This is a genomic window from Staphylococcus capitis subsp. capitis (genome assembly GCF_040739495.1).
GTDB lineage: Bacteria > Bacillota > Bacilli > Staphylococcales > Staphylococcaceae > Staphylococcus > Staphylococcus capitis.
The window spans coordinates 688,843-702,235 of record NZ_CP145263.1; the positions used below are offsets into that span (position 1 = coordinate 688,843).

At 33.6% G+C, this 13,393-nt stretch carries 11 protein-coding genes; 9 read left to right on the forward strand and 2 right to left on the reverse strand.

The window, feature by feature from the left end; translation table 11 throughout:
* Position 1 precedes the first annotated feature (1 nt).
* From V6C74_RS03440 to V6C74_RS03450, 3 genes are all read left to right on the forward strand, one after another.
* Entirely contained in the window at positions 2-1,747 is a 1,746-nt protein-coding gene (locus V6C74_RS03440; RefSeq protein ID WP_016898635.1) for a lactose-specific PTS transporter subunit EIIC, read from the forward strand.
* A 15-nt stretch (positions 1,748-1,762) separates the two neighbouring features.
* On the forward strand, positions 1,763-3,175 hold the full coding sequence (gene lacG / locus V6C74_RS03445) for a 6-phospho-beta-galactosidase (RefSeq protein ID WP_002453772.1): 1,413 nt from the start codon (positions 1,763-1,765) through the stop codon (positions 3,173-3,175).
* Positions 3,176-3,316: 141 nt separating this feature from the next.
* Positions 3,317-4,183, forward strand: a complete 867-nt coding sequence (locus V6C74_RS03450) for an alpha/beta hydrolase (protein WP_039973997.1) — start codon at positions 3,317-3,319, stop codon at positions 4,181-4,183.
* A 194-nt stretch (positions 4,184-4,377) separates the two neighbouring features.
* On the opposite strand, the gene V6C74_RS03455 is transcribed toward V6C74_RS03450, so the two are convergent.
* On the reverse strand, positions 4,378-5,562 hold the full coding sequence (locus V6C74_RS03455; RefSeq protein ID WP_016898637.1) for an LLM class flavin-dependent oxidoreductase: 1,185 nt from the start codon (positions 5,560-5,562) through the stop codon (positions 4,378-4,380).
* A 146-nt stretch (positions 5,563-5,708) separates the two neighbouring features.
* Here V6C74_RS03455 and V6C74_RS03460 point away from each other — a divergent pair, with 146 nt between their 5' ends.
* From V6C74_RS03460 to V6C74_RS03485, 6 genes are all read left to right on the forward strand, one after another.
* On the forward strand, positions 5,709-6,713 hold the full coding sequence (locus V6C74_RS03460; protein WP_002453769.1) for an NADP-dependent oxidoreductase: 1,005 nt from the start codon (positions 5,709-5,711) through the stop codon (positions 6,711-6,713).
* Between the two features lie 89 nt (positions 6,714-6,802).
* Positions 6,803-7,816, forward strand: coding sequence for a zinc-binding alcohol dehydrogenase family protein (locus V6C74_RS03465; protein WP_002453768.1), 1,014 nt, complete (start codon positions 6,803-6,805; stop codon positions 7,814-7,816).
* 211 nt (positions 7,817-8,027) lie between these two features.
* Positions 8,028-9,602, forward strand: a complete 1,575-nt coding sequence (locus V6C74_RS03470) for a BCCT family transporter (RefSeq protein WP_002453767.1) — start codon at positions 8,028-8,030, stop codon at positions 9,600-9,602.
* 183 nt (positions 9,603-9,785) lie between these two features.
* Positions 9,786-10,322 (forward strand): alkaline shock response membrane anchor protein AmaP, encoded by a 537-nt coding sequence (gene amaP, locus V6C74_RS03475; protein WP_002432799.1) that lies wholly within the window; start codon positions 9,786-9,788, stop codon positions 10,320-10,322.
* A 12-nt stretch (positions 10,323-10,334) separates the two neighbouring features.
* Positions 10,335-10,574 (forward strand): DUF2273 domain-containing protein, encoded by a 240-nt coding sequence (locus V6C74_RS03480; protein WP_002432747.1) that lies wholly within the window; start codon positions 10,335-10,337, stop codon positions 10,572-10,574.
* A 73-nt stretch (positions 10,575-10,647) separates the two neighbouring features.
* Positions 10,648-11,160: an Asp23/Gls24 family envelope stress response protein gene (locus V6C74_RS03485; RefSeq protein WP_002453765.1), complete on the forward strand. Its 513-nt coding sequence runs from the start codon at positions 10,648-10,650 to the stop codon at positions 11,158-11,160.
* Positions 11,161-11,360: 200 nt separating this feature from the next.
* On the opposite strand, the gene V6C74_RS03490 is transcribed toward V6C74_RS03485, so the two are convergent.
* On the reverse strand, positions 11,361-13,307 hold the full coding sequence (locus V6C74_RS03490) for an IucA/IucC family siderophore biosynthesis protein (protein ID WP_002453764.1): 1,947 nt from the start codon (positions 13,305-13,307) through the stop codon (positions 11,361-11,363).
* Between the last annotated feature and the right edge of the window lie 86 nt (positions 13,308-13,393).

Consider the following 13,393-nt stretch of genomic DNA (forward strand, 5'->3'; position numbering starts at 1 on the left):
TATGAATAAGTTAATAGCATGGATAGAAAAAGGAAAGCCGTTCTTTGAAAAAATATCTCGTAATATTTATTTGAGAGCGATTCGTGATGGATTTATTGCAGCAATTCCTATTATCTTGTTCTCAAGTATATTTATTTTAGTCACTTATGTACCGAATGTATTTGGATTTACTTGGAGTAAAACAATGGAAGGTATATTAATGAAACCCTATAACTTTACGATGGGAATTGTTGGTTTCATTGTAGCAGGGACAACAGCCAAATCACTGACTGATTCATTTAATCGACGATTGGAAAGCACGAATCAAATTAACTTTATTTCAACAATGATGGCTGCAATGTGTGGTTTCTTGTTCTTAGCAGCCGATCCTGTAAAAGATGGAGGGTTTTTAAGTGCTTTCATGGGAACAAAAGGCTTATTAACAGCCTTCTTATCAGCGTTTATAACTGTTAATGTTTATAGTTTCTTTATCAAACATAATATTACAATAAAAATGCCTAAAGAAGTGCCACCTAATATATCACAAGTTTTCAAAGATATATTCCCATTATCAGCAGTAATCATTATTCTTTATGCGTTAGATTTAATTGCTAGAGCCTTTATTCATACCAATGTAGCTAACGCAGTATTAAAAATCTTTGAACCATTATTTACAGCAGCTGATGGTTGGGTCGGAGTGACAATTATCTTTGGTGCATTCGCTTTCTTCTGGTTTGTAGGTATTCATGGACCATCAATCGTTGAACCAGCCATTGCAGCAATTACTTACGCTAACCTTGAAGCGAACTTACATTTAATTCAAGCAGGCGAACATGCTGATAAAGTCATTACACCTGGTACTCAAATGTTTGTTGTAACTATGGGAGGTACTGGTGCAACATTAGTCGTACCTTTCATGTTTATGTGGCTAACTAAGTCTAAACGTAATAAAGCAATTGGACGTGCCTCAGTAGTTCCTACTTTCTTTGGTGTAAATGAACCTATCTTGTTTGGTGCGCCTTTAGTATTAAACCCAGTGTTCTTTATTCCATTTATTTTAGCGCCAATTGTCAATGTATGGATATTTAAATTTTTTGTTGATGTTCTGAATATGAATAGTTTTAGTATCTTCTTACCTTGGACTACTCCAGGTCCTCTAGGTATCGTGATGGGTACTGGTTTTGCGTTTTGGTCATTTGTATTAGCCATTGTCTTAATCGTAGTAGATGTCATTATTTATTATCCATTCGTTAAGGTTTATGATGAGCAGATTTTGGAAGAAGAGTTAGGTAATAAAGAAGTTAATAATGAATTAAAAGAAAAAGTTTCAGCTAACTTTGATACTAAAAAAGCTGATGCTATTTTAGCAACTGCCGGAGCGAATGAAGCTTCGCAAAGTCATGATTCACAACCAGAAGTGAATCAAGATCATTCTGACAGCAATATTACTGAACAAACAAATGTCTTAGTATTATGCGCAGGAGGAGGTACAAGTGGTTTATTAGCTAATGCTTTGAATAAAGCAGCAGATGAATACGGTGTACCTGTTACAGCAGCGGCTGGTGGTTATGGTGCACATATGGATATTATGAAAGAATATCAATTAATTATATTAGCACCACAAGTAGCCTCAAATTATGAAGATATTAAACAAGACACTGACAAATTAGGTATAAAATTAGCTAAAACACAAGGCGCTGAATACATTAAGTTAACTAGAGATGGTCAAGCAGCACTCGAATTTGTAAAACAACAATTTAAAAATTAGATAGGAGTTTTATTCATGACTAAGAAATTACCTGAAGATTTTATTTTTGGTGGAGCAACAGCAGCTTATCAAGCAGAAGGAGCAACTCAAACTGATGGTAAGGGGCGTGTCGCTTGGGATACATATCTTGAGGAAAATTATTGGTATACAGCAGAACCAGCAAGTGATTTCTATAATAAATATCCAATCGATTTAGAATTAAGTGAGAAATTCGGAGTTAACGGTATAAGAATTTCAATTGCATGGTCAAGAATTTTTCCTAAAGGCTATGGAGAAGTAAACCCTAAAGGGGTAGAGTACTATCATAAGCTATTTAAAGAATGTCATAAACGTCATGTTGAACCATTCGTTACTTTACACCATTTTGATACACCAGAAGTACTTCATAAAGATGGAGATTTCTTAAATCGTAAAACCATTGATTATTTCGTAGATTATGCAGAATTTTGCTTTAAAGAATTCCCAGAAGTTAATTTCTGGACTACTTTCAATGAAATAGGGCCAATCGGTGATGGTCAATATTTAGTAGGTAAATTCCCTCCAGGTATTAAATATGACTTTGAAAAGGTTTTTCAATCTCATCACAATATGATGGTTGCGCATGCTCGCGCTGTTAAATTATTTAAAGATGGGCAATATTCAGGTGAAATAGGGGTAGTTCATGCCTTACCTACAAAATATCCATTTGACTCTTCTAATCCGGAAGATGTTAAAGCAGCAGAACTTGAGGATATTATTCATAATAAATTTATTTTAGATGCCACATACTTAGGTAAGTATTCTCGTGAAACAATGGAAGGCGTTCAACACATCCTATCTGTTAATGGTGGTAAGCTAAATATCCCTGACGAAGATTACCAAATTTTAGATGCTGCTAAAGATTTAAATGACTTCTTAGGTATCAATTATTACATGAGTGATTGGATGAGAGGTTATGAAGGTGAATCTGAGATTACGCACAATGCGACTGGAGATAAAGGTGGTTCTAAATACCAACTTAAAGGTGTCGGTCAAAGAGAATTTGATGTAGATGTACCTAGAACAGATTGGGATTGGATGATTTATCCTCAAGGATTATACGATCAAATTATGAGGGTTGTGAAAGATTATCCAAATTATCATAAAATCTATGTTACTGAAAATGGTTTAGGATACAAAGATGAATTTGATGAAAAAGAGAAAACTGTACATGACGATGCTCGTATTGATTATGTTAAGAAACATTTAAACGTGATTGCTGATGCAATTGCAGATGGTGCTAATGTGAAAGGATATTTCTTATGGTCATTGATGGACGTATTCTCATGGTCAAATGGTTATGAAAAACGTTACGGTCTTTTCTACGTCGATTTTGATACACAAGAAAGATATCCTAAGAAAAGTGCTTATTGGTACAAAGAATTAGCTAAAACAAAAGAAATCAAATAATTTCCTTTTAAAAATTTATCATTTAAATACAGCTTGTATGTTCCAAAGACTCATTACATTTGATGTAGTGAGTCTTTAAATATGAGCAAATACCTCTCTAATCGTTTATAATATATAAAATAAATAAAATGAGGTAAGATGATGAAATCAAAATCTTCTGCGATGGTCTTTATACTTATTATTATTGTTACTTTGATATTATCTGCTGTACTTTGTAGCCGTCAATCGGGCAAACATATTCCGTCTTCAGTTACTCAACATCAACATAAACTTGTGGCCACTCTATTTATGCATGGATATGGAGGAAGCGAAAAATCAGAAAGATTCATGGTTAATCAAGCAGTTAAAAAGGGCGTTACAAAGGATGTGATGATAGCAAAAGTATCTCGCAATGGTAATGTGACTTTTATTGGTTCTATAGATAAAAATGTAAAAAATCCAATTATAAAAATCGAATTTGAAAATAATCGCAATGGTCATTTTAATGAAAATGCACGATGGATTAAAAATGTCTTGTCTCAATTGAAATCCCAATATAATATCAATAAATTTAATTTTGTAGCACACTCAATGGGGAATATGTCATTTGCTTATTATATGAATAACTATGGAAATGATAAATATTTGCCACACCTTCAAAAAGAAGTAAATATTGCAGGTACTTATAATGGCGTACTAAATCTTAATGAAAAGATAAATGAAATAAACTTAGACCGAAATGGTAAGCCAAATAAAATGAACGATGATTTCAAAAAGTTATTATCTTTAAAAGAAGTTTATAAAGATAAAAACATTGATGTACTCAATATTTATGGAGATATTCAAGATGGCACACATTCAGATGGTCGTGTATCAAATAGTTCATCAAAATCTTTGAAATATTTACTAGGAAATAGTCCAAAATCTTACACGGAAAATAAATTTACCGGTAAAACAGCTCAACATAGCCAATTACACGAAAATAAAAATATCGCAAACGACATCATTCAATTTCTATGGAACAAATAATTCATATAGTTGAAGCGCACTCATGCATTTGGCTCATCACAATTTTAATGCATCAGTGCGCCTCTCTATTAAAACCATATCATCTAAAACACCATCATGGTGAACCAACAGCCCACACACTCCATACAGTTATCTAGTCCCACTCTATTCAACAAATAAAATGATTCAATATCGTGCCTAATCATGCAAACACACTAAATATCTAATTCTCGTGCCAATAATTCAATTAACTCAAAACGCGCATCTTCTCCATAAACATTTGGCAATATCATTAACTCATCTACACCAAACAAGGTTTTAATATCCTTTAACTGACGTGATACCTCGCGAGGCGAGCCATAAATAATTCTACGCTTATTCTGTTTAAGTTTCTCTTTCTCGCGCTCGCTGTAAACTCGATTCTTAGCGGTTTCAATAGATGGGTAAAACTGAGGTTGATCTAAATAATTAATACGTAACAACCAAAGTTGTAATGCGCTTAAAAGCTCTTCAACTTCAACCTCATTATCACCCGTTACTACAAATGTAGCTAATATCACATACGGTTTCACACCACCAGAAAGTTCTTTAAAAGCTTCATGCACATGGCCTCTAGAATCTTCCTCAGAAGCTTCATGCATATGTTCGCCGGAATAATCATTAACACCTCTATGTAAATCCCCAGCAAAATCTTCCTCTGAACTTCCATGAGATGTCCTACCAAAAGCATCATTAACGTCATCATCAGACGATTTCCAATATCTTCCATGCCAACGTGCAAACTCATTTTTATAGACATTTATAACTTCTTCAATAGCACTTGACGATTGTCCCATTTTAGCAATAACAAATGGCAAACCGCGTTTACCAGCTAACTTTGCACTTCGTTCACTCATACCTAAAATATACATTTCAGGCTTGGTCGGGATTAACGGGGTAGCTAATAACGTCTTGAAGCGGTGCGCTTTATCAATGTCATCATTAAAGTATTTATTCAAATCATCTAATTGTGTATCAAAATCTAGTTTTCTTTCTTTATTCTCATTTAATGCAGCGTTCACGTTGTTAAAACTTGGAGAGCGTCCTATGGCCATATCTACACGATGAGGATGGCGTGCTTCCATCATCTTAAATTGTTCAGCTACTTTATAAGGGCTGTAGTGTGGCAACATGACACCACCACTTCCAATTTTGATATTACTCGTCTGTTCCAATAATGTCATCATGACCATTTCAGGTGCGCTTGATGCCACAGAACGAACTTGATGATGCTCAGCCACCCAATATCTCACATAACCTAATTGTTCAGCTCGTTGTGCTAACTCTACACTATGCTGAAATGCTTCGTGTGCACTTCTACCTTCAAATATCGGTACATAATCTAATATGCTTAATTTCATTTTAGGAAAATTAAACCTCCCATACATCACGATTCAACCAATTTCTCAACGCTTGCTCTTATTATACAAGTGATTTTCTATGATTGCGATGACCTTGTTCGAGGTATGATATTTACAGAATTAATATTCAAAAAGGGTGATATCATATGAAAAATGAACAAATCGTATTTAACAAAGTTCCAAATGGAATGCCACAAGATGATACATTCAAATATGAGGAAACTGATGTACAAGAACCCAAAAATAATGAAGTTCAATTAGAAACATTATATATTTCAGTGGATCCATATATGAGAGGCCGTATGTCGAATGCAGATTCTTATGTCCAACCTTTTAAAAAAGGAGAGCCATTTAATGGACATATCGTAGCTAAAGTTATTCAATCAAATGCTAAAGATTATAATGAAGGTGACATTGTCGTGGGCATGCTTCCGTGGAAGAAAATAAACACTGTATCAACAGAGCATATCGATAAAGTACCTTCAACAGATGTGCCACTTGACTTATATTTAAGCGTACTAGGAATGCCAGGGCAAACTGCTTATCATGGCCTTTTAGACATTGGACAGCCTAAAGAAGGTGAAACCGTAGTTGTTTCAGCAGCTTCAGGTGCAGTAGGTTCAGTTGTCGGCCAAATTGCTAAAATTAAAGGATGTAGAGTTGTAGGTATCGCAGGAGGAGATAAGAAAGTAAATTATCTTACTAAAGAATTAAATTTTGATGCAGGTGTAAATTATAAGAAAGATGATTTCGCCCAAACATTAGCAGATGCTGTTCCAGATGGCATCGATGTCTATTATGAAAATGTAGGCGGCGAAATAGGTGATGAAGTATTTAAACACCTAAACACACATGCTCGTATTCCTGTTTGCGGTGCTATTTCTTCATATAACCATCCTGAAGAAGATATTGGTCCACGTATTCAAGGGACACTCATTAAGAAACAAGCGATGATGAGAGGTTTCTTAGTTGCCGAATTCGCTGATGACTTTAAAAATGCAAGCGAACAACTCGCTAAATGGGTACAAGAGGGTAAGATTAAGACTCAAGTATCTGTAGAAGAAGGTTTCGATAGAGTACCTCAAGCATTTAGAAATTTACTCACTGGTGATAATTTTGGTAAACAAGTAATTAAAGTCTCTGACGTTTAGTATCTTCATTTTCAAAAAAACTGTTCAAATGAGTGAATTAAATTAAATGCTATAATTAATTTAATAAAAATCAACATAGAGGTGGAATCATGAAAGCAATAGGATTTAATGCACCGTTCAATCTAGAAGATGGTAATCAATTTCAAGAAATTGAATTTAATATTCCAAATCCAACTAGGAATCAGTTATTAATAAAGGTTCAAAGTATAAGTGTCAATCCGGTTGATACGAAACAACGCATCTTACCAGTTAACCATGCACCACGTATATTAGGATTTGATGCGGCAGGTATTGTCGAACAAGTTGGAGAAGATGTCACAATGTTTGAGCCAGGAGACTATGTGTTTTATTCAGGTTCTCCAAATCAGCATGGCTCTAATGAAGAATATCAGTTAATTGAGGAAGAATTAGTAGCGAAAGCACCATCTAATCTTAAGCCTGAACAAGCGGCAAGTTTACCTCTCACTGGTCTCACAGCATCTGAAACATTATTTGATTTGTTTCAAATATCTCATGACCCTGAAAAGAACAAAGGTAAATCTCTTCTTATCATTAACGGGGCCGGTGGCGTAGGTAGTATTGCTACACAAATTGCTAAAGCACATGGCTTAAAGGTTATTACCACTGCATCTCGTGAGGAAACGATTGAATGGACGAAGTCTATGGGTGCTGATATTGTAATCAATCATAAAGAAGATTTAAAGACACAACTTGAGCATCACGATATTAATGAAGTAGATTACATTTTCTGCACATTTGATACAGATTTATATTATGAGAAAATGATTGAACTTATTAAACCATTAGGTCATATCGCAACGATTGTTGCATTTAAAGAAAAGCAAGACTTAAATCTACTCAAACCTAAGAGTGTTAACTTTACTCATGAATTTATGTTCGCCAGACCAGTCAATCGCACGAATGACATGATTAAACATCATGAGTATTTGAAAGATATTTCTGAAAGGGTTGAACAAGGCCAATATCACCATACAACTACAAAGGTGATTAATGGTTTAACCACCGAGACACTTTACCAAGCTCATCAAATTTTAGAATCAAATACGATGATAGGTAAATTAGTTATTAATGTGGAAAAATAATTACCATAAATAATTATCGACATATTTCCTAGAAAGAATAGCAGTAAGATGATTTCAATTATGAATCATCTTACTGCTAATTTTATATTCAATTTTGCCGCCATCATCACTATACAATTAAAAAGTTATATATTTTAAAAATACAAAGTATAAATGATTGATATTACTTGGGATGGGTAATAAACATAGGAAAGAGGTGATTGTTTTATTTATGAAATCAACAAATACAAGTAAAATCAGCATTGTATTTTGGGTAGCATTAGCAATTTGTACAACATTTGTTATTTATGGTGCGATTCTACCTAAACAACTTGAACAAGTTACGCAAACTGTAACTTCATTTATAGCAGTTCATTTTTCATGGTATTATCTTCTACTTGTCCTACTCATACTTATAGTAAGTGTTTATTTATTATTCTCAAGATATGCATCAATTACATTAGGTAAAGAAGGAGAAGATCCTGAATTCTCACTTCCTTCATGGTTCGCTATGTTATTTAGTGCAGGTATGGGTATCGGATTAGTATTCTGGACCACTGCGGAGCCTATAAGTCACGCCTTTACTTTAACTCCAATACATAAAGCTGGATCGCAGTCAGCCATTAATGACGCCATGCAATTTTCTTTCTTCCATTGGGGTATACATGCCTGGGCAGTTTACGGCATTGTAGCGCTCGTCTTTGCGTATTTTAGTTTCCATAAGGGATATCCCGGTCTTGTAAGTGCAACATTAACGCCCATTTTTGGTGAAAAAGCTATGCGAGGTCCGATAGGTGGTGCGATAGATGTATTAGCAGTCATAGCGACTGTAACAGGTGTCGCAGCAACATTAGGATTTGGAGCATTACAAATTAATGAAGGCCTCAACTTCTTGTTTAAAGTGCCAAATAACTTTGGAACACAAGTTATCCTTATTATAGTTGCTACTATATTATTTACTTGGTCAGCATGGTCAGGTATTGATAAAGGTATTAAAACTTTAAGTAACATCAATATGGGATTAGCATTTCTAGTGCTAGTCGGATTATTCATTGTTGAGCCGACACTTTATATTTTGAACACATTTACGAATGGTTTAGGGAATTACATAGCCAATTTCTTTAAAATGAGCTTGAGAATTCCATCAGGTGGAGAGAAATTTAAATGGTTACAACAATGGACAATTTTCTATTGGGCATGGTGGATTTCATGGGCGCCATTTGTTGGAATCTTTATCGCACGTGTCTCAAGAGGTAGAACAATCAAAGAATTTATTTTAGGCGTACTATTTGTTCCAGCACTAGTATGTTTCTTATTCTTTGCAGTCTTCGGTGCTTCAGCAATTTATTTACAAGATCATCATATAGCTAACATTGCTAAAGCAGCTACAGAGACAGCTACATTTGCAACGTTAGAACAATATCCGCTTGGATTTATATTAAGTATTATTACTCTAGTAGTGATTATGATTTTCTTTGTGACTTCAGCCGACTCCGCTACCTATGTACTAGGCATGTTAAGTGCTCGTGGAGATATAAATCCTGCTTCATTTGTAAAGGTAAGCTGGGGTATTATCATGGCACTATTTGCAATAATTATGATTTACACTGGTGGCACACAAGCAATACAAAACTTACTTATCATAGCTGCATTACCATTTTCACTCGTAATCATAGTTATGATTTGGTCGCTCTTTAAGTCGCTTAGTGATGAAAAGCCACGTCCTAGCAATAAGGTATTAGTTAAGGATAAGAATTCTGACATTCTAGAATACCGTAGTTCTAAAAACGAAAAAAATTTAACATAATAATAAAAATATACGTTTTTCATCTAATTAGAATGGGAATAATGTATTATAAGTAGTGCTTCTTTAAATATTTTTAAAAATAGAATAAAAAATTGTTTTATTTATGTTTCAAAAAAATATTTATAGGGTACTCATTTAAAATGTAAACAAATTCAACAATGACATAAGGAGGTGCCGTGCGAGGTGAAAAGACTAAAAAATTTCATCCTCGGCCTTTTAATAGTCGCAATTGTTGGGTTCCTATTGTTTATGTACATAAAGGATAGTCGTATTAAAAGCTATCAAGACTACTTCCTTCATTTCAATTGGTTCCAACCACTATTAATTGGACTTGCGGGATTACTAATATTGATTGGACTCATATTAGTATTAAGCATATTCAAACCTACGTATCGTAAACCTGGACTTTATAAAACTTTTGATGATGGTCATATTTATGTATCAAGAAAAGCAGTTGAAAAATCTGCGTACGATACATTAACTAAATATGATCAAGTAAGACAACCTAATGTAGTAAGTAAGCTTTATAGTAAGAAAAAGAAATCATTTATCGACATTAAAGCAGATTTCTTCGTACCAAATGATGTTCAAGTGAAATCATTAACTGAAAGTATTCGCTCTGACATTAAGAAAAATGTTGAACATTTCACAGAAATTCCAGTACGAAAATTAGAAGTTAATGTTCGTGACCAGAAAACGTCTGGTCCACGTGTGTTGTAAGGGAGGGATATCATGGCTGAAAATAATAATCAAAACGGACAAGACTCTACACAACAATTAATCAATATATTTAAAGCATTTAAGTGGCGTATTATTGGATTTTTAGCATTTTTACTTATAGCTATATTATTCCTAACTCTTGGATTTTGGAAAACAATTTTAATCATTGTCTTGTGTTTAATTGGAATTGGTATCGGGTATATTAAAGACCGTACGCAAGACTTTATGAATTTCCTCAATAGATGGAGCTAGTCCAGTTCTAAAGGAATTAATTAAATCTAATTATTAATAATAACTAAATTTTGAAAGTAAAGGAGAATTTACTATGGCAGTAGATAATAACAAAGCAAAACAAGCATATGATAACCAAACTGGTGTAAGTGAAAAAGAAAGACAAGAACAACAAAAAGAAGTTCAAGAAAATCAACAACCACAATTCGAAAACAAATTAACTTTCTCTGATGAAGTAGTTGAAAAAATTGCTGGTATTGCTGCTCGTGAAGTTAAAGGTATCTTAGATATGAAAGGCGGATTCACTGACAACTTCACTAATGCATTCTCAAGTGGTAATAACGTGACTACTGGCGTGTCAGTTGAAGTTGGCGAAAAACAAGCTGCTATCGACTTAAAAGTTATTTTAGAATATGGTGAATCAGCACCAAAAATCTTCCGTAAAGTAACTGACTTAGTTAAAGAACAAGTGAAATACATCACTGGCTTAGAAGTTGTTGAAGTGAATATGCAAGTTGACGATGTAATGACTAAAAAAGAATGGCAACAAAAAAATGAAAAAGACAACAAAGACAACAACCACAGTGATAGACAAGGTTTACAATAATTCATAATTGCAATTTGATAAATCATTTAAGTTGAACCTTATATGATATTAGCCTATAAATGGAAAGTGTTCTCACACCATTTATAGGCTTTTTGTTTATTAATAATTAATTTTCCTCAAAAAATAAGCAGTCTGTGTAAAAGATGACTTTCTTAAACATAGACTGCTTATTATAAACTACAATTACATTAATATTTTAATTAGTGAAGCGGATTGTTTACTTTAATATACGTATATTCATGTGCTTGATCTTCTAATCGCATAGTCGTCACGCATTTATAATCAATTGTTGGGGCAAAGATAACTTCTTCGATTTCACTACGACGACCTTCAGATAATTCTGTGATATTACTTAAAATATCCTTTAATATGAGTGCCATATCCTTCCAGATTTCATTTTCAAGTGAAGAAGAATGAGATGACTTAGCTATTGTAAGCACAAGCTCTCCTAAGTGATTCTGAACTGTAGAATAAAATGCTTTATTAAAAACGGAAGTCTTAGAATTTGTTAAAATTCTAGATTTCTCATGAAAATGGTTCGTCTCATAACCCGATTGATTTAAGCGCTCAGTATCAATACGTAAGCCTTCGAAATCTCTAATATATAGTTTATTAAGTGAACCGTCTTCGTTAAAGGTTGCAACAGAATTCTGTAGGTGTGCCTCTAAAGCAATACCATATTTAGAATATAAAGGAATGACTAAACCTAGTAACGCTTTACTATATTCATTCATCCAAGTTTTAGCTGCTTCTTCAAATGACTGAAATCCCTTAGAAATTTGATATGTTTGAATTAATGTTTGAATAGGCGTTTCAGAGTTGTAAGGATACGTTGCAACTAAACTTGATGGAATGACTGGTACCACGTCATTCGTTATAGAATGATAGAAATTATTTCTAAATAACGTACCTAGTTGTTCACTACGATCCGTTTGTATCTCATCACTATCATTAGAATTATAAAAATGAATTCCTGCCACTTCATCAATTACAGTAGAAGCATACTGTTTGAATGTTGAATCTTTAGTCAAGATATCGTTTAAGATGTGTGTAACTAAGGGTCCATTATGAGTTGTTTGTTCTGAAAGTGTACGAATTTCGCCAGTAATATGTACATTTGTTGATAATTTAATATGTGGCGCTTTATTAGGTAATTCAGGAACCAACGTTCTAAATGATAAGCCAGCATAATATGGGATAGAATATTCACTTACAATCATCAGTCGTTGATCAAGTTCTTCCATGTAATCTTGATGTAGGACATGGTCGTATTGCCATGGATGCATAATCATCAATTGATAGTCGTCTAAATTTACTTGTCCGCTAAATTCTTTTTCTAAGTGTGAGTATATATCAGGAAACATATGTTTCATCGTATCATTGTAATTTGCATCTAAAGCTTGAACACGAGCCACTGAATGATGCAATAATACAATTTTTAATTCGATGGGCTGAGTAAATTCAGAAGAGTATCTAAATGTTTCAAACGCGTCCATACCTTTACGCAGTTTTGCTCCCGGATGAAGAGGATGGCCTTCTACTACGGCTTGCTCAGATCTTAGATAACTATCTTGATGATTTTTAATAATATCGTATAGAGGTGCTCGATCATCCTTCATTTTAAAATATTGATAGCTTAGCGCAAATGTCATATTAGCTGCACTGTTCGTTTGGTCATCTCTGAATTGTTGGCTCGCTTCATTATCCAACTCAGGTGATTCAGTAAGAATCCAGTCTAAAATGTCATTAGGATGTAAAATACGCTTAAATTCATCTTGATATTGTTCACGTTTATAATAAAAGGGGCCTTCAACATCTATACGATTAAATGCATGTTGACCAGTTACTGGTGCGTATAAGTATAGCTTTGATTTAGGAAAATGTATTTCTAAAATGTCAGTTACATGAGTGTCATAGCCAGCAAATTTACGTCTATTAAGTAACTGACTATGATCATTACCATGAACTAAATTCTCTCTATGTATAGAAGTAACTAAACGCTTTGTTACTTTATCTCGACCAGTTAATAATTTATCTTGGAAAATAGATGCCCATTGTTCATCATATTGTTGTAAAAACTGAAAGACATTTTGCTCATCTTGGGTCATCTCAATGTCTTGTTTGTTAATAAATTGATTGAAATTCATAATTCACCTCTAAAAAATATTTTACAAAAATAAATAAGATTTGTATAATCCATATTAATGATAATGATAATTATTATCAATAAAAA

What these genes read in the sequence shown, in the direction of transcription:
- lacG (WP_002453772.1), top strand. Translation starts at nt 1,763, where the DNA reads ATGACTAAGAAATTACCTGAAGATTTTATTTTTGGTGGAGCAACAGCA.
- V6C74_RS03485 (WP_002453765.1), top strand. Translation starts at nt 10,648, where the DNA reads ATGGCAGTAGATAATAACAAAGCAAAACAAGCATATGATAACCAAACT.
- V6C74_RS03450 (WP_039973997.1), top strand. Translation starts at nt 3,317, where the DNA reads ATGAAATCAAAATCTTCTGCGATGGTCTTTATACTTATTATTATTGTT.
- V6C74_RS03455 (WP_016898637.1), bottom strand. Translation starts at nt 5,562, where the DNA reads ATGAAATTAAGCATATTAGATTATGTACCGATATTTGAAGGTAGAAGT.
- V6C74_RS03490 (WP_002453764.1), bottom strand. Translation starts at nt 13,307, where the DNA reads ATGAATTTCAATCAATTTATTAACAAACAAGACATTGAGATGACCCAA.
- V6C74_RS03465 (WP_002453768.1), top strand. Translation starts at nt 6,803, where the DNA reads ATGAAAGCAATAGGATTTAATGCACCGTTCAATCTAGAAGATGGTAAT.
- V6C74_RS03440 (WP_016898635.1), top strand. Translation starts at nt 2, where the DNA reads ATGAATAAGTTAATAGCATGGATAGAAAAAGGAAAGCCGTTCTTTGAA.
- V6C74_RS03460 (WP_002453769.1), top strand. Translation starts at nt 5,709, where the DNA reads ATGAAAAATGAACAAATCGTATTTAACAAAGTTCCAAATGGAATGCCA.
- V6C74_RS03480 (WP_002432747.1), top strand. Translation starts at nt 10,335, where the DNA reads ATGGCTGAAAATAATAATCAAAACGGACAAGACTCTACACAACAATTA.
- V6C74_RS03470 (WP_002453767.1), top strand. Translation starts at nt 8,028, where the DNA reads ATGAAATCAACAAATACAAGTAAAATCAGCATTGTATTTTGGGTAGCA.